14 protein-coding genes are annotated in these 21,276 nt (G+C 72.4%); 7 read left to right on the plus strand and 7 right to left on the minus strand.

What is annotated here, in order from left to right; all coding sequences use genetic code 11:
- Nucleotides 1-21 precede the first annotated feature (21 nt).
- Nucleotides 22-846: an NAD(P)H-binding protein gene (locus tag ACRYCC_RS12790; RefSeq protein WP_433811552.1), complete on the minus strand. Its 825-nt coding sequence runs from the start codon at nucleotides 844-846 to the stop codon at nucleotides 22-24.
- A gap of 144 nt (nucleotides 847-990) precedes the next feature.
- Here ACRYCC_RS12790 and ACRYCC_RS12795 point away from each other — a divergent pair, with 144 nt between their 5' ends.
- Nucleotides 991-1,785 carry an SDR family NAD(P)-dependent oxidoreductase gene (locus ACRYCC_RS12795; protein WP_433811554.1) on the plus strand — a complete coding sequence of 265 codons (795 nt, stop codon included), beginning with the start codon at nucleotides 991-993 and terminating at the stop codon, nucleotides 1,783-1,785.
- Between the two features lie 56 nt (nucleotides 1,786-1,841).
- On the plus strand, nucleotides 1,842-2,405 hold the full coding sequence (locus ACRYCC_RS12800) for an MBL fold metallo-hydrolase (RefSeq protein ID WP_433811556.1): 564 nt from the start codon (nucleotides 1,842-1,844) through the stop codon (nucleotides 2,403-2,405).
- A 35-nt stretch (nucleotides 2,406-2,440) separates the two neighbouring features.
- Here the strand turns inward: ACRYCC_RS12800 and ACRYCC_RS12805 are convergent, their stop codons facing one another.
- Nucleotides 2,441-2,926, minus strand: coding sequence for a VOC family protein (locus ACRYCC_RS12805; protein ID WP_433811558.1), 486 nt, complete (start codon nucleotides 2,924-2,926; stop codon nucleotides 2,441-2,443).
- Nucleotides 2,927-3,054: 128 nt separating this feature from the next.
- Nucleotides 3,055-3,354: a trypco2 family protein gene (locus tag ACRYCC_RS12810; RefSeq protein WP_433811560.1), complete on the minus strand. Its 300-nt coding sequence runs from the start codon at nucleotides 3,352-3,354 to the stop codon at nucleotides 3,055-3,057.
- Nucleotides 3,355-3,653: 299 nt separating this feature from the next.
- Here ACRYCC_RS12810 and ACRYCC_RS12815 point away from each other — a divergent pair, with 299 nt between their 5' ends.
- A complete protein-coding gene (locus ACRYCC_RS12815) occupies nucleotides 3,654-5,273 on the plus strand; it encodes an HNH endonuclease signature motif containing protein (protein ID WP_433811562.1) in 1,620 nt (539 codons plus the stop codon).
- Between the two features lie 135 nt (nucleotides 5,274-5,408).
- On the opposite strand, the gene ACRYCC_RS12820 is transcribed toward ACRYCC_RS12815, so the two are convergent.
- On the minus strand, nucleotides 5,409-7,892 hold the full coding sequence (locus tag ACRYCC_RS12820; RefSeq protein ID WP_433811564.1) for a S1 family peptidase: 2,484 nt from the start codon (nucleotides 7,890-7,892) through the stop codon (nucleotides 5,409-5,411).
- 251 nt (nucleotides 7,893-8,143) lie between these two features.
- Between ACRYCC_RS12820 and ACRYCC_RS12825 the strand changes: the two genes are divergently transcribed.
- The 4 genes from ACRYCC_RS12825 (at nucleotide 8,144) to ACRYCC_RS12840 (ending at nucleotide 16,271) form a co-directional block, all read left to right on the plus strand.
- On the plus strand, nucleotides 8,144-11,320 hold the full coding sequence (locus tag ACRYCC_RS12825) for an ATP-dependent helicase (RefSeq protein ID WP_433811566.1): 3,177 nt from the start codon (nucleotides 8,144-8,146) through the stop codon (nucleotides 11,318-11,320).
- Nucleotides 11,321-11,523: 203 nt separating this feature from the next.
- The gene (locus ACRYCC_RS12830; protein WP_433811568.1) at nucleotides 11,524-14,916 is read left to right on the plus strand and encodes an ATP-dependent helicase; all 3,393 of its coding nucleotides are present in this window, start codon (nucleotides 11,524-11,526) and stop codon (nucleotides 14,914-14,916) included.
- Nucleotides 14,917-15,113: 197 nt separating this feature from the next.
- The gene (locus ACRYCC_RS12835) at nucleotides 15,114-15,842 is read left to right on the plus strand and encodes a class I SAM-dependent methyltransferase (RefSeq protein ID WP_433811570.1); all 729 of its coding nucleotides are present in this window, start codon (nucleotides 15,114-15,116) and stop codon (nucleotides 15,840-15,842) included.
- Nucleotides 15,843-15,938: 96 nt separating this feature from the next.
- Nucleotides 15,939-16,271: a hypothetical protein gene (locus ACRYCC_RS12840; protein WP_433811572.1), complete on the plus strand. Its 333-nt coding sequence runs from the start codon at nucleotides 15,939-15,941 to the stop codon at nucleotides 16,269-16,271.
- 13 nt (nucleotides 16,272-16,284) lie between these two features.
- On the opposite strand, the gene ACRYCC_RS12845 is transcribed toward ACRYCC_RS12840, so the two are convergent.
- The 3 genes from ACRYCC_RS12845 to ACRYCC_RS12855 form a co-directional block, all read right to left on the minus strand.
- Nucleotides 16,285-17,934: an AMP-binding protein gene (locus ACRYCC_RS12845; RefSeq protein ID WP_433811574.1), complete on the minus strand. Its 1,650-nt coding sequence runs from the start codon at nucleotides 17,932-17,934 to the stop codon at nucleotides 16,285-16,287.
- A 139-nt stretch (nucleotides 17,935-18,073) separates the two neighbouring features.
- A complete protein-coding gene (locus tag ACRYCC_RS12850; protein WP_433811576.1) occupies nucleotides 18,074-19,777 on the minus strand; it encodes an IucA/IucC family protein in 1,704 nt (567 codons plus the stop codon).
- Nucleotides 19,774-21,078, minus strand: a complete 1,305-nt coding sequence (locus ACRYCC_RS12855) for a siderophore biosynthesis protein (RefSeq protein WP_433811578.1) — start codon at nucleotides 21,076-21,078, stop codon at nucleotides 19,774-19,776. The genes ACRYCC_RS12850 and ACRYCC_RS12855 overlap by 4 nt, the downstream gene beginning before the upstream one ends.
- Nucleotides 21,079-21,276: the final 198 nt, after the last annotated feature.

Raw genomic sequence — 21,276 nt, forward strand, 5'->3', positions numbered from 1 at the left:
CCGGCGAGGAGCGGACGGTCGTCATCGTCTCCGCAGCAGGGCGGTGACGGCGGCGTCGAGACCGGTCGCCGGGCGGCCGAGCAGCCGGGGGAGGTCGGGCCCGGTCCGGGCGAAGGCCCCGGCGCGCACTATCGGGAACAGCGATCCCAGTCGGCCGGCCTCCGCGTCGGTCACCTCTCGGTGGGGGATCGGCCTGCCCAGCGCCCTCGTGAGAGTGTCGGCCAGCTCCGGGTAGGTCCACAACGGCCCGCGCAACTCGTAGATCACGTTGTCGTGTTCCGAGCCGGTCAGCGTCGCCGCGGCCGCGAGCGCCAGATCGCGGAGCGTCGCGGTGTTCAGCGGCCGGCCCGAGGTGGACGAGGTCACCTCGCCGGTCTCCCGGGCCTGGGCCAGGGCCGTGCCCACGAACGCCTCGGTGTAGAAGGCGTTGCGCAGGAAGGTGTGGCTCAGGCCGGATCGCACGATCGCCTCCTCGGTGGCGGTGTGGTCCGCGAGAAATCCCGTACCGGCCTCGGCGCCGACTGCACTGGTGTAGACGATCCGCTTCACCCCCGCCCGGACGGCGGCCGTGACGGCGGTCTGGTGCTGCGCCACGCGTACGCCCGGGGTCACGTCGGGACCGGAGACGAGCAGCAGGACCTCCACTCCGGCGAACGCCGTGTCCAGGGAGGCGGCGTCGTCGTAGTCGCCGTGGCGCACCGTGACCCCGCGTTCGGTGAGGTCCGCCGCCTTGCCCGGGGTGCGGGCGATCGCGACGACCTCGCCCGGCGCGGTCCTGGTGAGCAGGTCCTCCAGGGCGATCCGCCCGAGGTTCCCGGTGACGCCGGTAACGGCGATCTTCGTCATGATCAGTCCTTCTCGAAGGGGCGGCCCTGCCGGCCAGGTCGCGCCGGTGTGCCCATCGTCCTGATCCGATGGCAGGGAGATCAACACATTTCTGCGAGGGTGCCGTGCGAGGGCGACGAGCCGCCATCGGAAACAATGGTGGTCATGGACATCGACCTGACCGGACGTACCGCCTTCGTCAGCGGATCGACCAAGGGGATCGGCCGGGCGATCGTCGCGGGACTCGCCCGCGCCGGGGCCACCACGGTGGTCAACGGCCGGGATGCGCAGCGTGTGGACGCCACGGTGCGCGAGCTCCTGGAGGAGATCCCGGGGGCCGCCGTGAGCGGCGCGACCGCGGACGTCGCGACCGCCGAGGGCGCCCGGCAGGTGTTCGACCAGCTGCCCGCCGTCGACATCCTGGTCAACAATCTGGGGATCTTCGAGTCACGGCCCGCACTGGAGATCGACGACGACGAGTGGCGTCGTTACTTCGAGGTCAACGTGCTGTCCGGGATCCGGCTGGCGCGTCAGTACCTGCCCGGAATGACCGAGCGTGGCTGGGGCCGGGTGCAGTTCATCGCCAGTGACTCCGCCGTGGCGATCCCCGCCGAGATGGTGCACTACGGGATGACCAAGACGGCGCTGCTGGCCGTCTCCCGTGGCTACGCGAAGGCCGTCGCGGGCACCGGGGTGACCGTGAACTCCGTCATCGCGGGCCCGACGCACACCGGGGGAGTCGAGCAGTTCGTCACCGGACTGGTGGGCGCGGACGTGCCCTGGGACGACGCACAGCGGCGGTTCATGGCCGAGTACCGCCCCGACTCGCTGCTACGCCGGTTCATCGAGCCGGAAGAGATCGCCAACATGGTGGTCTATCTCAGTTCGGAACAGGCCTCGGCCACGACCGGCGGCGCGTTGCGGGTGGACGGCGGGTATGTGAACGCCATCCTGCCCTGATTCCGCCCCGGCGCACCGGGCCCGGGCCGACGATGATCTTCGTTTGGAGGGGGACCGTGAGTGCGGAACTGAAGGTCCTGACCGTGGGGTACGTCGGCGACCGGGTGGCCGGGACGGTGACGCTGCTCCGCGAGGGCGAGACGGTGGCCGTCGTCGATCCCGGGATGGTCGCCGACCGCCGGCTGATCCTCGATCCGCTGGCCGGGTACGGCGTCCGGCCCGATGAGGTCACTGATGTGATCTTCAGCCACCATCATCCCGACCACACGCTCAATGCCGCGCTCTTCCCCGACGCCCGCTACCACGACTTCATGGCCGTCTACAAGGACGACGTCTGGTCCGATCGGGACGCCGACGGCTTCGCGCTCTCGGAGTCCGTACGGCTGATGACCACGCCGGGCCACACCCCACAGGACATCAGCACCCTCGTGGACACCGCCGCGGGGCTGATCGTGCTGACCCACCTGTGGTGGACGGCCGAAGGCCCGGCCGAGGATCCGTACGCTCCGGACCCGGCCGTACTGCGCGCGTCCAGGGAGCAGGTGCTGGCCCTCCGGCCCGCATTGATCATCCCCGGGCACGGTGCGCCGTTCGAACCCGGCCCGGCCACGCCGCGCTAGCCTGGATCCCTCTGGAAGCAGGGGCCCAGGCGGTCTCACATCACACGGTGGCCGTACATCTCCCCGAGGGGGTTGGCGAGCAGTTCGAGTCGTGCTCCGTCGGGGTCGCGGAAGTAGATCGAGGCGTCGCTCTCCACGTGGTACTCGACCCCGGCCGCGTCCAGCTTGCCGCGCAGCCGTTCCCAGACCGTCCGCTCGACCGAGATGGCGACATGGTGCAGACCGCCCAGCACCTCCTGGTAGGGCCCCAGGTCCAGCCCGGGAAAGTCGAAGAACGCCAGCAGGTTGCCGTTGCCGATGTCGAAGAAGAAGTGGTTGGAGCCCTTGTAGTCACGGTTCTCGAAGATCTCGGTGAGCGGGAACTCCAGCAGATCCTGGTAGAAGCGCACCGTGCGCTCGACGTCCGAGGAGAGCATCGCGAAGTGGTGCAGGCCCCGGGCGGAGCTGACCGGCCGGTCCCCGCGGAGGTACGTCTCCCGGATCCGGGACCGTTCGGCCTCGATCGCAGCCAGATCGATCATGATCCCCACCTCACCGTGTCCGCGCCATGTCCAAGTAGTTGAAACTCATACTACCCGCGGACCGGTCCAAGGGAAGGTGGCGTTCTGGGCAGGCCAGGGCGACCGGTTGCGAGCGGGGACCGGCTTCGTCAGTCCTCCCAGGGTCGTTCGCTGCGGTCGCCGACCTCCAGCGAGGCGTTGCCGCGGGCCGCGTCCTTCACGTTGAGCCTGAGTTTCAGCTTGTGGCTGGTACTGCTGGAGATCTTTCCGTCCGCGCCGACGACCTTGAAGTCGACCTTGCCGCCGCCCTCCTTGCGCAGCTCGACGAGCAGTTCCATCTCGACCTCGACGACCTCGAAACGCAGCTGCTGGTTCGCCCCGGCGTCCTGCGCGGCGCCCAGTTCCTCGCGGAGTCGCTCGATGGCCTCTGTCAGCCCGATCTGACTCATCGACGACCCCCTGTCGGTAACCATCCGTGGACGAATCGTCGCATCCGTGACAGTGCGGTGGAGCCGATCGGCATATCTGGGGCGCCTCCGTTCGGCCCGGCCTGGGTGAGTTTGTGTGGAAATGAAGGAAAGTCCATTTAGTAAAAGTCCTTTCCGGTGATCAATCTGATCGTTGGCGCGGCTGATCCGCAACGCTCTGAGCTGGTTGGATGGTGCCAAAGAATCATTCTTATTGTTCTGGAGTTTCGAGCAGATACAAAGTAACGTTCGAATAGAGCTTGGGGTTGGAGGTGGTTCCCATGGAGGTCGCCGGCAATGTCTCGTGCGAGGCCGAGACAACAGCGGAGGCATTGTCGCTTCCTCCGGGTGCCCGGCTGGCGGGTGTGCTGGAGTCATTGATCCCGTTCACGCTGGAGGACCGGGAGCTGATCGGTGCGTTGCGGGCGTTCCGGCGGCTGGTCTCGTGGGCACAGGCGGGTGAGCTGGAAATCATCGCGGAGCTGGCACGACGGCGTCCGGCGGGGGCTCACGAGCGATCGGTGAACGAGGCGTCGCCGGTGACCGAGTTCCTGGTCGACGAGGTCGAGATGGCGCTCACCCTCACCGGGACCGGCGCGGCGTGCCTGGTGGATCTGGCACTGGCTCTGTGCGAGCGGCTACCGGCCACGCTGGGGGCGCTGCGGGCAGGGCTCGTCGATTCGGCCAAGGCGAGGGTGATGGCGCAGGGCACGTCCGCTGTGACGGCGGAGGTCGCGGCACGGGTGGAGGCCCAGGTTCTGGGGAAGGCGCCCGATCTGACCACGTCGCAGTTGCGGTCCAAGGTGGCTCGTGCGGTGATCGCTGCGGATCCGCAGGCGGCGGAGAGGCGCCGCGAGGCGGCCGAGGGGCAGCGCGACGTGCGGTGCCACGAGGAGCGCGACGGGTCGGGGACCGCGACCATTTCGGGGCGCCACCTGCCGGCCGACCAGGCGATCGCCGCGGCGAACCGGTTGAACGCGATCGCGCGGGGGTTGAAAGCCGACGGCGACTCCCGCCGCCTGGGGGCCATCCGCGCGGATGTTCTCCTGGCGATGATGCTGGGCCTGCTGCCCGCCGACCTGCGGCCCCACGCCGGGCCGGAGCACGCTTCCGGCCGATCATCGCCCCCACCCGGTGATCCCGGCGAGGGCCGCCCAGCCTCGTCCGGAACCTCCGCGGCCACCGGCCCGGGGCATCCCGGTGGACCGGGGCGGCCTCGTGGCCCCAGCGACCGGGTGGGAGACGATCCACCGGGCCCGTCCCGCCCGGAGGACGGTGACCGGCACGGCGGGCAGGATCCCGTGCCGTGGTACGAGGCGGCCGAACAAGATCTGACCCACGACCCGTACGAACAGGGCGACGATCTGCCGGCCCACCGTGACGCGGAGATCGCCGCCCGTGCCGGCGCCCGAATCGGGACGGTGAACCTCACCATCCCGCTCACCACCTACCTCGGGTTGGGGCAGGCTCCCGCCGACATCCCCGGATACGGGCCACTGCTGGCCGCTGTCGCTCGGATCCTCGCCGACAACGCCACCCGCCCCGGCACCGCCTGGTGCATCACCGTCCTGGACGATGAGGGCCGACCCATCCAGCATGGTGAGACCCGTTACCGGCCGGGGCCCGCCCTTCGCCGCAAGATCGAGGCACGCAACCCGGTCTGCGTCTTCCCCCAGTGCCGCCGCCCGGCCCGGGCCTGCGATCTTGATCACTGCGTGCCCTATGGCACCCATGACCAGGCCATCACCTGCGGTTGTAACCTCCAGCCGCTGTGCCGCAGACACCATCGCATCAAGCAGGCCAAGGGGTGGCGGCTCGACCAGCTCGAACCCGGGCACCATGTCTGGACGACTCCCAGCGGCGAACGACACCACGTCGGGCCGGAAGAACAGCCCTTATGACCATCGCGCGAAGGCCAAGGAAGCACGATCTCGCCGCGTCCGAGCGGCTTCCGCCGCGGTAACGCTTTCCCGCTGCGGCCGGCCTTCCGTGGTGACCATCCCGTGCCGATCCTCCGGCGGTCTCGGGTGGCTCGGCTACTCTGCGGTCTCGGGTGGTTCCTTCATCCAGCCGGGCACGGGCTCGCCGGTGATCTCGGAGTACTCCGCCGCCACCGGCTCGGGGGCCGCCGTGTACGTTCGCCGCAGCTCGTCCATGGCCCATGCGGTGAAGCCCTGCGCGTCGGCGGGCAACTGCCGGCCCAGCAGGTAGGCGTACGTCAGGTGCATGGCCGCGTCCCGGAAGCGGCCGTCGTCGAGGGCAACCCGGCCCAGCATGGTGGCGGTCTCGACGTACTCGGGCACGAACGACTGCGGGTCCTCCCCGTTGAGCCGGCGCTCGTCGGCGGATCGCTCGGCCTCGGTCACGGCCCGCCGCAACCAGGGCCCGCGCGGCAGCCGGCCGGCCAGCTCGTGCTGGTAACCGGCAAGGCGGTGCAGTTCCTCTTCGGAGCCGGTGTCGGCCAGCGCCTCGTGGATGTGCGAGACGAACTCCAGGGCGGGGAACTCTCTGGCGGCCCCGGCGATACGGTCGCGGAGTTCGACGATCGACCGGCGCATGTAGCGGGACATGCCCGCGGCGACGGGCCGGCGTAGCTCGCCGCTGCGCAGCAGCGACAGCGCGGCCCGGCTGTAGGAACCGAGGTCGGTGGCCAGCAGCTCCGGGATCCGCTCCTCGGCCGGGTCCCGGAAGCGGTCGTGCGTGGCGGTACGGGCCAGTGGGATCAACACCCTGCGCGCCATGACCCGGTCCGTGGTCAGCTCCGCGAGCCGTACGGGCACGTCCTCCTGCCCGCGCTGGAACAGGATGTCGCCGAGCAGCAGTTCCCCGAGCCGGCTCGGCAGCACCTTGCCCAGTTCCCAGCCGTACCCGCCGGGCGGCGGGTAGAGCGTGCGGAGCCAGGACTGGACCTGCCCGGCTGGTGCCGGTTCCGCGAAGCTCGCCACGATCCGGGCCTCGGCCCCCTGGCACGGTCCGAGCAGGATGAGCGCGGCCAGCGCACGGTCGAGCGGACCGCCGCGGGGCAGCCCGTGCCGTTCCGCCGCCCGCATGAGGTAGTCGTACTCGTAGTCGACGAGCGCCTGTTCCAGCCGGTCGTCCGGCAGCAGGTCACCGCCCTCGGCCAGTGTCAGCAGGTCGACCAGTGCCGCCGTCTGCAGGGAGAGGACTCTGCCGAACGACTCTCCGGCCGGCTCCCGGGGATCGGCGAGCAGCCGCTCGACCGTACCGGGCCAGTCCGGGAGCGGGCCGGTGACCGGCGGATAGGGCAGCTCACCGAGGTGTACGCCCAGCTCGCGGACCGACCTGCGGTAGATGTCGGCGCGCGAGGACGGGGTGTCGGGCAGCCTGCCCAGCACGAACTCGGTGGTGACCCCATCGCCGAGCCGTTCCCGCAGCTCCGCCCACCAGCCGCCGGCCTGCCTGCTCAGCAGGAGCAGCCGCACCCTGGACGACGGGGATCGGCGCACCAGTTCCCGGCCGATCGACAGGACGAGTTCCTGGTGGCGGTCGGCATGGTCGATCACGATCAGCACGTCGGCCGTGCTGTCCTCCAGCACCCCCGTCAGATCGGCCGGGTCGGGGCGGTCCGGGTCGATCGGCCAGTCGTCGTCGGCGAATCCGGTGACCCAGCCCGAGCCCCGGCTCAACTCGGCCAGCCGCTGCGCGAGCCGGGTCTTGCCCTCACCCCCGCCACCGGTCATCAGCCTGACGGAGAACGCGAGGTCGGGGTCGTCCCGCCACCGGTACAGGCCGTCGGCTCGCGCGGTCTCGGTGAACGACACCGCGCGCACCGAGGCGTCCAGCAGCGAGCCGGGCGTGGCGGCGCGGACCGGCTCGCGGCGCACATCGAAGAACCTGCTCAGCTCCACCGGCTCCGCCAGGGGAGCCGCTCCGGTGCCGGCCGTGACCAGCCGTACGAACCCGGGATCGGAGACGAAGTCGTGCGCGGGCACGGCCCCCAGGCGCCGGCCACCCAGGTGACCCGGGCTGAGCACGAGCACGCCGATCAGCAGCCGCCCGTGGAACACCGCCGCCCCCGAGGCCCCGCCCCAGTCGCTCCGGTCGTCCGGGAAGGCGCTCTGGTCCAGTGCGTACAGCCGGCCGGTCGGACCCGCACCGAACGACAGCGGCTGGATGACCCCCTGGAGCTCCTCCACGCCGCGATCACCCTCGTACCGCCCCGCGAACGAGGGGAAGCCCAGGCCCCGGTAGTCAAGAGGCATGGTGGTGATCGGCCGTCCCCACTGCACGGCCGGGCCGGGTGCCGGTCCCGGATCGATCTCCAGCAGGGCCACGTCGCCGCGGTGCCAGCACATCCGGGCGCCCTTGACATGCTGCGGCGGCCCGTCCGCGGGAACGCCGATCCGCACGTCCACGCGCTCCCACGGGCGGTCGTCCTCGTCGACCAGCACGTGCCTGGCCGTGAGCACCAGCGAAGGCCCGATGAGGTACCCGGACCCGCTGCCGAAGGTCCGCTCGGCGTTGCCGGCCCGGACGTCCACCAGCCGTTTCGGATTCACCGTTCCCCCGTCCTGGTCGCGCCGTCGTCGTCGGTGAACGCGGCCGGCAGTACCGGCGCGTCCACCCACTGTGACGGTGGGCCACCGACGGTGGTTCACCGGCCGCGCCGCCCACGGCGGTGCGCGGGGTGCGACCCACCTCGGTGAGATGGTCACATCCCTCGCGGCGGCAGGCGACCGGCAACGGGCATTTCGCGACATGCCGCCGACCTGGTCGGTATGGGGCCGATCTTCTGCTGGAATCATCTGTTGTGCCAGTAGCCCCCTACCGTCTCGTACGCCGCGGCAGTCACGCCAAGGCGCTGCCGCCCCTGCTCGACGAGCAGCAGCGGCGGGTGGTCGAGCACGAGCGGGGACCGATGCTGGTGCTCGCCGGTCCGGGTACCGGCAAGACCACCACGATCGTCGAGGCGGTCGTCGACCGCATCGAGAACCGCGGCGTGGACCCGGAGAAGATCCTGGTCCTCACCTTCAGCCGCAAGGCCGCCGTGGAGCTCCGGGAGCGCATCACCGGCAGGCTCCACCGGACCACGCGCACGCCCCTGGCGCTCACCTTTCACAGCTACGCGTACGCGCTGCTGCGACGAGACGCGGTGCTCGCCGACGACCTGCCGCCACGGCTGCTGTCGGGCCCCGAGCAGCTTCTCGAGGTGCGCAGGCTGCTGGAGGGCGAGCGCGAGGACGGCGCCCGCGGCTGGCCCGGCAACCTGCACGAGACCCTGGGCACCCGGGGCTTCGCGGACGAGCTCAGGGACTTCTGTCTCCGGGCCGCCGAACGCGGTTACGGGCCGGACGACCTGCGCGACCTCGCCCGGCTGCACGGGCGACCGGACTGGGCCGCGATCGGCCACTTCATGGACCGTTACGCCGAGCGCTTCGACCTCGATCCGGTGCCCTCCTTCGACTACGCCGAGCTGATCCGGGCGGCCGCCGGGCTGCTGTCGGAGGAGGAGGTACGGCTCCGCGAGCGCGAGGCGTACGACATCGTCTTCGTCGACGAGTACCAGGACACAGACCCGGCCCAGGAGCATCTCCTCCAGCAGCTCGCGGGGGAGGGCCGGGACCTCATCGCGGTCGGTGACCCCGACCAGTCGATCTACGGGTTCCGGGGCGCCGACGTCCGGGGCATCCTCGAGTTCCGGCGCCGGTTCCCCACCATCGACGGAGACCCCGCCCCGGTCGTCGCCCTGCAGACCTGCAGGCGCATGGGCCCGGCCATCCTGGAGGCCTCCCGGCGCGTCGCGCGACGGCTCCCCGGGATGGTGGCGCACCGCGAGCTGCGGTCGCCGGACACCGCCGAGGAGGGCGAGGTCCACGTCATCATCGCCGACAGCCCCAGCCAGGAGTCGGCGCTGGTCGCCGACGAGCTGCGCCGGGCCCACCTGCTCGACGGCGTGCCGTGGTCCAAGATGGCCGTGCTGGTGCGAAGCGCCGTCCGCCAGGTCCCGGTGTTGCGGCGGGCGCTGAGCCAGGCCGGGGTGCCGGTGGTCGTGGCCGGCGACGAGGTTCCGCTCCAGCAGGAACCCGCCGTACGGCCCCTGCTCCTGCTGCTGCGCTGCGCGCTCAAGAAGGACCACCTCGACGAGGAGACCGCCGAGGAACTGCTCGCGGGGCCGCTCGGCGGCGCCGACGCCCTCGCCCTGCGGCGCCTCAAGCGGGCGCTGCGGGACCTGGAGACGCTGGTGCCCCGGGAGAACGGCGCCGAGCCGCGCTCGCCGAGCGAGCTGCTCGTGGCCGCGCTGAACGACGCGCGCGAGCTGCTGCTGGTGCATCCGAGGGTCCGGGAGCCCGCCGAGCGGGTGGCGAACCTGATCGAGACCGTGCGGGAGAGCGCGCGCCAGGGCGGCAGCGCCGAGGACGTGCTGTGGGCGGTCTGGCAGCAGAGCGGGCAGGCCGACCTGCTGCTCGAGCAGCTCGGCAAGGGCGGCGGGCGGGGCGCGGCCGCGGACCGGGACCTCGACGCCGTCGTCGCGCTGTTCGACCACGCCGCCCGGTTCGTCGACCGGCTGCCCCAGGCGGGCCCCGAGCTGTTCGTCGACGACCTGGCCGCCCAGGAGATCCCCGGTGACTCACTGGCCGAGCGCGCGCCCGAGGGCGACGCCGTACGGATCCTGACCGCGCACCGGTCGAAGGGCCTGGAGTGGGACGTCGTGATCGTCGCCGGCGTCCAGGAGGGCGTGTGGCCCGACCTGCGGATGCGCGGTTCCCTGCTCGGCATCGAGGACCTCGTCGAGCTGGCCGGCGGCGGGGACCCGCTGACCGGCGAGGTCTTCGGCGCCTCGGTCAGCGCCAAGCTGCTCGACGAGGAACGCCGGCTGTTCTACGTCGCCGCCACCCGGGCCCGCAAGCGGCTCATCGCCACCGCCGTCGGTGGCGCCGACAGCGAGGACCGGCCGTCCCGGTTCCTCAACGAGTTGCTGCCCGGCGCGTTCGAGCAGTCCACCCTGGACGAGAAGACCCGCTGGCTGTCGCTGTCCGCGCTGGTCGCCGACCTGCGCTCGGTGGTCGCCGACCCGGGGCGGCCGGTGCCGATGCGCCGTGCGGCCGCCGGCCACCTGGCCCGGCTCGCCCGTGCGGGCGTACGCGGCGCCAAGCCGTCGGCGTGGTACGCGATCACCTCGCTGTCCGACGAGGGCCCGGCGTTCCGCGACGAGGAGCAGGTCACCATCTCGCCGTCACAGGTGGAGACCTTCGAGAAGTGCGGTCTGCGCTGGCTGCTGTCCATGGCGGTCGGTGCCCAGGACGGCGGCAACAACGAGTACAGCCAGATGGGCAAGGTCATCCACGCGGTGGCCGAGCTGGCCGGTGAGGACCAGGTGGTCACCGAGGTCGACGTGGCCAAGCGGCTGGACGAGATCTGGGACGAGCTGGACTTCCGCAGTGCGTGGTACGCGAAGAAGCAGCGGCAGACGGCCGAGAAGATGGTGGACCGGTTCCTGGCCTGGCACCGCGAGAACCCCCGGGAGATCGTGGCCATCGAGGAGTCCTTCAAGGTCGACCTGGGGCGGGTCGTCATCAAGGGCCGGATCGACCGGGCGGAACGCGACAGCGACGGCCGGGCCGTGATCATCGATATCAAGACCACCGGCACCGCGGTGCCGGACAAGGACCTGCCCCGCCATCCGCAGCTCGGCGTCTACCAGTACGCCGTGATGCTCGGCGCCTTCCAGCGGCACGGGCTGATCGAGCCCGGCGGCGCGGAGCTGGTCCAGGTCGGCAACGGGTTCCGGATCAAGAGCAAGGGTGTTCAGCGGCAGGAGGAGCCCGCGGCCGACGAGGATCCGGAGTGGACGAAGAAGCTCGTCGACCGGGTCGCCGAGGGCATGGGCAACCCGGTCTTCGAAGCGAGGGCCAACGACGGCTGCCGGACCTGCCCGGTGCGGTCCTGCTGTCCCGTCCACGACGAGGGCGGCCAGGTCGGCGAGTGACCCCCCGCCCCACCCGCCGTGGGGGACTGGGGGGTGGGGTGGAGCGTCTGCAAATTGCTGGCATTTACCTCCTTCCGTCCGCAAACCTGGCAATGGATTCCTGCAAGTTCGTGAAATCCGGCTTCGATGCTTCCTTCTGAACGCGCGTCTGTGCGGGCGGCGGGGGAAGTACGCTCGAACCTTCGAGCTGGAAGGCGGTGGAGATGGCCCTGGTCAGCCCCGGTGAGCTGGCGCGGTTGCTGGAGATCCCGGAGCCGACGGCCGAGCAGGCGCGGGTCATCGAGGCACCGCTGGCGCCGATGGCGGTGGTCGCCGGGGCCGGTTCGGGAAAGAGCGAGACCATGGCCGCGCGGGTGGTGTGGCTGGTCGCCAACGGCTTCGTCCGGCCCGAGCGGGTGCTGGGGCTGACCTTCACCAGGAAGGCCGCCGCCGAGCTGGGCGTACGGGTCCGCAGGCGGCTGGACCAGCTCCGGGACAAGCTGGCCGAGGACGAGCTGGAACGGCTGGGCGGCGCCGCGGTGTTCGACGGTGAGCCCACCGTGTCGACCTACCACTCCTACGCCGCCCGGCTCTTCGGCGACCACGCGCTCAGGGAGGCGCTGGAGCCGACGATGCGGCTCATCAGCCCGGCGGTCTCCTGGCAGATCGCCTCCCGGGTCGTGGACTCCTACGACGGGCCGATGGACAAGATCGAGTGGACGCCGGACTCGGTCACCAAGGCGATGATGGACCTGGCCGGGGACCTCTCCGAGCACCTGCGGACCCCCGACGACGTACGCCGGGTGGGCGGGTGGCTGGCGGAGCGGTTCGCGAAGCTGCCCAAGCCGCTGAAGGCCCAGCGCGACATCCTGGCCGGGCAGGCGGTACGCGAGCAGTTGCTGCCGCTGGTGGAGGCGTACCGGCGGGCCAAGGTCCGGCGCGAGGTCGTCGACCACGGCGACCAGATGGCGCTCGCCGCCCGGATCGCGGCCGGCCATCCCGAGGTCGGGATGATCGAGCGCTCGCGCTACGCGGTCGTACTCCTCGACGAGTACCAGGACACCAGCCAGGCGCAGCTCGTCCTGCTCAGGTCGCTGTTCGGCGGCGGCCATCCGGTGACCGCGGTGGGCGACCCCTGCCAGTCGATCTACGGGTGGCGGGGGGCCAGCGCCGGCAACCTGCTCCGCTTCCCGCAGGACTTCCCGATCCGCGAGCAGACTCCGGCGCGGATGGCGGAGCTGGCCATGAGCTTCCGCAACGGTGAGCACATCCTGGAGGCGGCGGCCAGGGTGCAGCTCGAACTGCGCGCCGACATGCGATCCGTGCCGCCGCTCGGGCCGGGGGAGAACCGGCGGGGCCGCGGCCGGGTCGAGTGCGGGCTCTTCGAGACCGTCGAGCAGGAGGCCGAACGCATCGCCACCCGGATCGGCCATCTGCTCGCCGCCCCGGCGGAGACCGCGCCGGACGGCGGACCCGCCGAGCAGCCGGGCTCCGGTGCGGAGGCCGGGCTGCAGTGCTCGGACATCGCGGTGCTGGCCCGCAAGCGATCCCAGTTCCCGCTGATCCGCCGGGCTCTGGAGGCACGCGGCATCCCGGTGGAGGTGGTCGGGCTGGGCGGGCTGCTGACCGTCCCGGAGGTCCAGGACGTGGTGGCCACCCTGCGGGTGGTGCACGACCCGACGGCCGGTGCGGCGCTGGCGCGGCTGCTCACCGGACCTCGCTGGCGGATGGGCCCGCGAGACCTCGTGGTGCTCGGTCGCCGGGCCCGCGAGCTGGCCCGCGAGTCCTCCCGGGACGTGATGGTCCCCGAGGCGTCCGCCGGCCGGGAGCGTACGTCCGGTCAGGCGGAGGACCACGCGGGGGGGCTTCGGCAGGACGCCACGGCGGCGGACGCGACGCCCGGTCTCGCGGACGTCGATCCGCTGCGGGCGATGGTGAACGAGCTGTCCCAGGAGACCGGCAGCCTGGTGGACGCGCTCGACGATCTCGGCGCGCCGGACGCCTTCTCACCGGAGGGGTTCGGCCGGCTCGCCCGGCTCCGCGACGAGCTGCGCGGTCTCCGCCGCCAGGTCGGGCTGCCGTTGCCCGATCTGGTCACCGAGGTGGAGCGGACACTCGGCCTGGACATCGAGGTGGCGGCCCGTTCCGGGCTCGACCCGGTGACCGCCCGCGCCGATCTCGACGCGTTCGTCGACGCGGCCGCGCGGTTCGCGGGCGACGCCGAGGACCCCACCCTGGGCGCGTTCCTGGCCTACCTCAAGGCGGCCGAGGCCGAGGAGTTCGGCCTGGAGGCGGGCCGGGTCGGGGAGACCAACAGCGTCAAGCTGCTGACCGTGCACGCCTCCAAGGGCCTGGAGTGGCAGGTCGTCGTCGTGCCGGGGCTGGCGTACGCACCCCTCAAGAACGGCTCCCCGGGCAAGGGGTCGATCTTCCCGTCACCGCCACAGAGATCCTCGAAGTGGACCACCAATCCGCGGATGCTGCCGTTCCCGCTGCGCGGGGACGCCGGCGACCTGCCACGGCTGGCCGGGCTCGACAAGGACCAGCTGGCGGCCTTCGACGAGGCCTGCGCCGAACGGGACCTGCGCGAGGAGCGGCGGCTGGCCTACGTCGCGGTCACCCGGGCACGCTCGCTGCTCATCGCCACCGGCTACCGATGGGGCTCGGCGACCCGGCCGCTGGAGCCCTCGCCGTTCCTCGAGGAGATCCGCGAGGTCTGCGTGGCGGGGGCGGGCTCGGTCGCGGCCTGGGCCGACCCGCCCGAGGACGGGACGGACAACCCGCTGCTCGCCGAGCCCGAGCACCGCGCCTGGCCGGTCACCCCGGACGGCGAGCGGTACGCGGCGATCAACGAGGGCGCCCGGATGGTCGAGGCGGCCATGACCGGCCGTACCGGAGGCTGGGCGGGCGACGAGGGGCTGACCGACGCGGACCGGGGCCGGATGTCGGCCTGGGCGCGCGATGTCGAACTGCTGCTCGCCGAGCGGGACCGCGGCCGTTCCGGCGACGGCCTGCAGGTGGAACTCCCCGGCAACCTGTCGGTCTCGTCGCTGGTGTCGCTGGCCCGCGACCCCGAGGCACTGGCCCGGCACATCCGCCGGCCGATGCCCCGCCCGCCCGCCCCGTACGCCCGCCGCGGCACCGCCTTCCACCGCTGGCTGGAGTCGCGGTGGGGCCAGCAACGGCTGCTCGACCCCGACGAACTGCCCGGCGCCGCCGACGAGGGTGCGGCGGACGACGCGTTCCTGGCCTCGCTGCAGCAGAAGTTCGAGGCCTCGGAGTGGGCCTCGCGCGAGCCGCTCGACGTCGAGGTGCCGTTCGAGATGGTGATCGGTGATCGCCTGGTCAGGGGCCGGATGGACGCGGTCTTCAAGACCGCGGACGGGCACGAGGTCGTCGACTGGAAGACCGGCGCGCCGCCGTCGGGCGCCGAGGCGGAGTTCGTCGCGGTCCAGCTGGCGGCCTACCGGCTGGCGTGGGCCGCCCTCCAGGGGGTGCCGCTGGAGACGGTCAGCGCCGCCTTCCACTACGTGTCCGCCGGTGTCACGGTCCGGCCCGCCGACCTGCTCGACGAGGCCGGCCTCGCCGCCCTCCTCGACCAGGTCCCGGCCGTCTGAACCCGTACCCCGCCGGCACAACGGGTCGTGGCAGAGGTGGCGCAGCTCGCCGGGCACGGGCCATGGGCCGTTGGCCGTACGGGGCCGGTCCGCCCGGCGTCGGGCTCGGTCGAGACGAGAGTGTGATCTGGGTCACTCTCGCTGGTCTAACCGCGTGGTTACAGAGATGATCCCGGGAACGACGCAGGGAGGTCGGTGTGACGGTGACGCCCCAGGACAAGGTCGCGTGGGAGGTCACGGAGGCGCTCGGCCGCCTGATGTTCTTCGCCGAACCCGAGCTCGACCAGGAGGACGTCGTCCTGGAGGTCGCCTGCTGGACCGGGCTGGTGGCCCGGGCCATCGGACGCCGGGTCCGGCACGTGACCGCGATCGACGCGTCGACCGCCATGCTCGAGGAGGGCAAGCGGCGGGCCGACCGCGACGGGATCACCAACGTCACCTTCGCCAGGGGCGATGCCGCCGACCTGCCCTACCTCGATCGCTCCTTCACCCTGACGGTGACGCGCTTCTCGCTGCACCACTTCAGCGACCCGCTGGGGGCGTTGCGGGAGATGGTCCGCGTGAGCCGGCCCGGTGCCGGCCTGATCGTGGCGGACATCGTCCGCTCGGAGGGCCCCGGTGACCCGGATGTCATCGAGCGGCTGCGCGACCCCTCGCACGCCGCCCTGCTGACCGCCGACCAGATCGCCGGCCTGCTCACCGAGGCCGGCGCGGAGGTGAAGCGGCGGGAGACGTTCGAGGTCCTGCGCCCGGTGGGCCAGTGGCTGGAGCAGTCGCGGACGCCGCCGGACGCGGCCGAGCAGATCCGGGCCGAGCTCACGGCCGAGCTGGCGGGCGGGCCGCCCACCGGGCTGCGTCCCGAGATCGCCGATGGCGAGCTCTCGTTCACCCACTCCCATGTCTTCCTGGCGGCCACCGCCTCCTGAGCGGCCTTCGGCCTTCTCTCCGGCGGCCGTGCCTCCTGACCAGGCTCGTCGAGCAAACGTTCGACATCTCGCCGCGGGGAACGCTAGGCTTCGAACATGGGTTCTATGACTGGTGTTCGCCCCTCGCCCGGTCAGGCCGACGGACGGCAGGAGACCTCCCCCTCGGTGCTCGCGATGCGGATCGGCGTGGTCGCGGCCGAGGCCGCGTTCGCCACGTTCGCCCGCAACATCGACCTCGAGGAGGCCGCCGAGGGCGGGTTCGACATCGAGGGCTACATCGGTCCCGCCGAGTGGCCGGTGTTCTCGCTGGTGCTGGACACGCTGAGCGCCGCGGAGCCCGGTGACACGCGGGACCTGGACGAGCGCCGGGCCGACGCGTTGCGGGACCTGGCGCGGATCTGCCTGGCGGTCAAGGAGTCGGGGTCCTGAGCCGGCCCGTTCCTCAGCTGCTCAGCGCGCGGTGCTTGATCTTGCCGGTGGTGGTGCGGGGAAGCTCGTCCACGAAGACGATGTCCCGTGGCACCTTGTAGCGCGCCAGGTGCCGCCGTACATGGTCCTTGAGGTCGTCCTCGGTGACCTGGCCGTTCCCGGAGTCGCCGGCCCGCACGACATGGGCGACCAGGCGCTGGCCGAACTTCTCGTCGTCGACCCCCACCACCGCTACCTCGGCGACGCCCTCGTGGCCTTCCAGCAGGTCCTCGACCTCGCCGGGGAAGACGTTCTCACCACCTGAGACGATCATGTCGTCGGCGCGGCCGTCGATGAACAGCCGGCCCTCCTCGTCCAGATGACCGAGGTCGCCGGTGCCGGTGAGGCCGTCGCGGACCTCCTTGCCGCCGCCTCCGGTGTAGCCCGCGAACTTCAGCCCGCCGCCGACGAAGATCTCACCCGTCTCGCCGGTGGCCGCCTCGCCTCCCTCCGGCTTGAGGATGCGCAGCGTGAGGCCGAGGGAGGGCCTGCCGACCGTGCCCGGGGCGGCCCGCAGATCCGCCGGGGTGGAGATGGTGGCCCAACCGGTCTCGGTCGCGCCGTACACGTTGTGCAGCACGTCGCCGAACGCGTCCATGAACGCCTGGGACAGCTCGGTGTGCAGCGCCGCCCCGCCGCAGATCACCACGCGCAGCGAGGGCGTGGCGGGCCGGGCGGACGGCGGCACCTCCAGGATGCGGCGCAGCATCACCGGGACCACGACCAGCGCGCCCGCCCGGTGCCGCGCGACGGCCTCCAGCGCCTGCCCGGCCTCGAACTTCCGGTGCAGCACCACCGGCAGGCCGAGGCCCAGGCCGGTCATCAGGTAGGCGAGGCCGAGCACGTGGAACAGCGGCGGCCCGATGACGATCGGCTCCCCGGAACGGAGCGGTACCCGCACCAGGTGAGTGAGCATCGCCGGGACGATGGCGCCGATCGACAGATCGTGCTGGGCGCCCTTCGGCGTCCCGGTGGTCCCGGACGTCAGGATGATCATGCGTGCGGTGCGCCCGGCGACCAGCGGTTCCGGCTCGGTCGCCGCCACCAGCTCGTCGATCGTGGGATTGCGGGCCGGGCCGTCGTGCCAGGCGGTCACCCGCGCGCCCGTGAAGGACGCGTCGTCGAGCAGCGCGTCGAACTCCTCGTCCAGCACGAGCGCGCCGATGTTCTCCCGGTCGAGGACCTCGCTCAGCTGCCTGGCGGAGAAGTCGGTGTTGAGGAAGACGACGTCGTGGCCGAGCCGCGAACCGGCCAGTGCGGCCTCGACGAATCCCCGGTGGTTACGGCACAGGATGCCGAGCCGCCGTCCCTCCCCGACGCGCGTGCGCAGTGCGGTGGCCAGCGCCGCCGCGCGGTGCTCGAGCTCGGCGAACGTCAGGGAGCCGCGCTCGTCGATCACGGCGGTGCGGCCGGGATGGCGCAGCGCCGCCATCGCGCCCGCCGTGGCCGGGGTCATGCCGAACCGGGCGACGGGGAAGAGCAGGCGCACGGCCCGGTCCGGCCGGACGGGCCGCACCAGCCTGGAGTTCCAGGCGCCGCGCAGGACCTCCGCTCCGAGCACCGCGTACCGCTGCGGCCGCTCCGCCATCGCCTGTCCCAGTCTGCGAACCCGGTCGACCAGCACTGAGGAACTCCCTTTGACCCGCCCACCCGAGCCCGCCGGAATGAGCCCCGTCCACCGCGATGCAGGCTGCCCTACCCGCAATTCATTTCGCTATGTACCGGCAGATCCGCCCGGCACGGCCCGGTCATGCGACGCGTGATCAGGCGTCGCGCAGGTAGTTGGGTGCGGGCGGCCCGTAGTGCTTGTTGATGTCGGCCGCGCCGGTGCGGGCCTTGTCGACCAGGGTTCCGGCGGTGAGCATCGCCTTGACCGGCAGCGTCTCGGCGTCCAGGGTCCGCTCGCGCAGGAACGCCGCCCGCGTCCCGAAGGCTCCCAGCGCCTCGTCGAGCCGGGTACGGATCAGCGCCAGCCCGGTGGAGAGCGGCAGCAGCCCGCGATCGGCCAGGCCGAAGGCGATCGCCCCCGCGCACAGATGCAGGGTGATCGTGACGAAGACCCTGGCGAGCGCCTCCGGGCCGGTGCTGAGCAGCCGCCGGTCGGCGGGCTCGAAGGCGACACCGAGGGCGTCGCGGAGCCGGCCGGGATCGACCAGCGGGCTGTCGTTGTCCTTGAGCAGCAGCTCGAGAGTGCCGGGACGCAGCACCACCGAGACGTTCTGCTGGTGGGCCTCCAGCGCGATGCCGTACCGGACGAACAGGGTGACGTTCCACGCGAACAGCGCCCGCAGGTAGCGGCTGAAGAACCCGCCGAGGTCGTCGGTCAGGTCCTCGACGACGTACCGGCCGGTCGGCGAGCGGGCCAGCAGGGCCGCGACCGGGACGACCCGGGCGCCGGCGGTCCCGGCGGGAAACCGCCGCACCAGGTAGCCGAGGTACGGGTCGCCGGCGTGCCCGTAGGTCTGCTCGTCGGCGAGCAGCACCGGCAGCCCGGGTTCGCGGTCGAGCACCCGGCGCAGCACCCGCTGGACCTGCGCGCCGTCCGGCAGTGTCCGGGGCACGATCGAGCGGCGGTTGCGCAGGCCCAGGGTGCTGGTCGGCAACGGCACCTTCACGTGGGTCAGCGGATCCGCCACCACACAGACCGTCCGCATCGACAGGGTCGGCCTGACCTGGAGGTACGGCTCGGGCGCGAGCACGCACCCGGCCGGCAGACCCGCCGGTCCGGCGGCCCGGGCCGTCTCCAAGCGCATCGCCGGGACCCCCGGGCCACCCGCGAGCGCGACTCCGGCCACGGGCTGCCCGCCGGTGCCGGCGGACCGGCCGGACCGGTCTTGGCGCACCCCGTGACCGGCGGCCCGCGCAGTGAGCGGATGCACGGGGAACAGCACCCGGGACGGGTCGGGTCCGAGCCCGACGTCCGCGGCGGACGGCCACCAGGCCGGCGGCTCGCCGGCCGAGGTCACCCGCCGCCGCGGCACGGCGGCCCAGCGGAGCGGGAACGCCGGATGGAACTCGGGGGCGTACCGCCGCAGGTCCTGCTCGCTCAGCCCCAGCCGGCAGCGCCCGGCCGGATGCACGGGATGGTCGGCGTAGGCGGCCAGCGTGTCGTAGAAGACCCCCGGTCCGGTGACGGACCGTTCGTCGCGCGGCAGGGTCCGCAGGACCTCGGCGTGGACCGCGTCGTGCAGCAGTTCTGTGGTGAGGGACTCCCGGCACTCGCGCTCGAACGCCGTGACGTCGTCGCGCGGATCGGCCACCCGCCGTACCAGGGCGAGCACCCCGTCCAGCCGCAGTCCGGGTATCGCCGCCGGTCTCGACAGGATCCCGCCGGGCCACGGGGCGGTGCCGGGGCGGGGGGAGCCCGGCGGCAGGTGGCCGCCGGAGGCGACGAGACGCCGCAGCCCGCCGTAGTCCTCCCGGACGAGGGCGCCGAGCACCCGGGTGGCCAGGTGCGCCTCGATCACCTGATCTCCCAGGTGTGCTCGGCCCGGAAGGCCCGCAGTGCGGTCTCGACCGCCGCCGGGCTGGGCGCGATGACCTGGATGATGCCGAGGTAGTCGCGGTTGGTCCGGGTCAGCGTGATCCGGTCCCCGGGGGCGCGCAGCGGCCGGTACGTGAGCCGGACGCCGCCGGTCTCCCGGTCCAGCGGGCCCGGGGCGGCCGTGAGCGTCCCGGAGCGCTCGGCCAGCACGTTGTCCACGGCCGCATGCCGCGCGGCGCCCGCGGAGCCGCGCCACGGAATCCCCGCCGCCATGATCATGGTGTCGCGCCCGGGGCTCCTGGGGGCGGCGCCCGCAGGCAACGTGACCGGGGCGCCGTCTCCCGGTGCGGGAGCCCGGCGGAGCAGGTCGTCGAGCGGCTCGCCGAGATGCAGGCGCAGTACGTACTCGAAGACCGGTACCCCGAGGAGGTCGGCGAGCAGGAAGTCGCCGTGGTCACCGATGATCCGGTAGTTGACCTCGATCAGCCGGGCCCGGCCCTCGTGCACGACGAACTCGGTGTGGCAGGCCCCGAACCCGACGCCCAGGGCGGCGAGCTGGGTCAGCACCTGGCCGGTCTCCGGTGGCGGCGGGGCCCAGTCGAGCCGCTCCTCGACGAAGAACGGCGGCGGCGACAGCGCCGTACGGAAGGAACCGAGGACGGCGAGGCCCCGCCCGTCGCCGAGGGTCTCCAGGGTGTGCAGCGGGCCGGGCAGGTACTCCTCCAGGACGAGCGGATCCGCCCGGTGCCGGCGGATCTCCGCCACCCGGCCCGACAGCTCGGTGGCGTCACTGACCAGGAAGACGTCCTCGCTGGCCACGCCCTCCCGGGGCTTGAGCACGGCGGGAAACGGCACGGCGGGAGGCAGCGGGGCGTCGGCGGGGTCTCCGGTGGCGACCCGGTCCAGGCCGAGGTCCGCGAGGTGCCGCCGCATGAGCGCCTTGTTCTTGGTGCGGGTGGCGGCCTGCCAGTCCTTGGCCGGCAGCCCGAAGTAGGCGGCGGCGAGGGCAGTGGGCGCCTGCAGATGGTCGCTGTTGGAGAAGATCGCGTCCGGCCTGCGGGCGTGCTCGATGATCTCGCGGAAGTCGGTGACCGCACACCCAGTCACCTGGACGTGGCCGAGGCCGGCGGCCCCCTCCGGTGCCCGGCCGGAGCCGTACGCCCGCTCGTGGTCGGACGGCCGGTCGGTGAGCACGACGACCTCGAGACCCAGCCGGGCGGCGGCGGGCAGGAATCCCCGCGTCACCGAGTCGGTCACCTTGCCCGCGACGAGATAGAGCCGCACGCGCACACCCTTCCGGATCGAGACGAGCCCCCGGGACTGCGCCGAGTCACCGAGAGGGAACGAACTGAAGTGAGGTAAGCCTTGCCTAAGTCGATCACCTTAGTGCGCGGGCGGGCCCCGCGCCCGGAAACCGGGCGACGTGCCACGCTTCCGCGCCGCCGGGTGCGGGGCCGGAGCGGGTCGGCCAAGATGGCTGTC

This window comes from Actinomadura scrupuli (assembly GCF_050971785.1).
GTDB classification, from domain to species: Bacteria; Actinomycetota; Actinomycetes; order Streptosporangiales; family Streptosporangiaceae; genus Actinomadura_E; species Actinomadura_E scrupuli.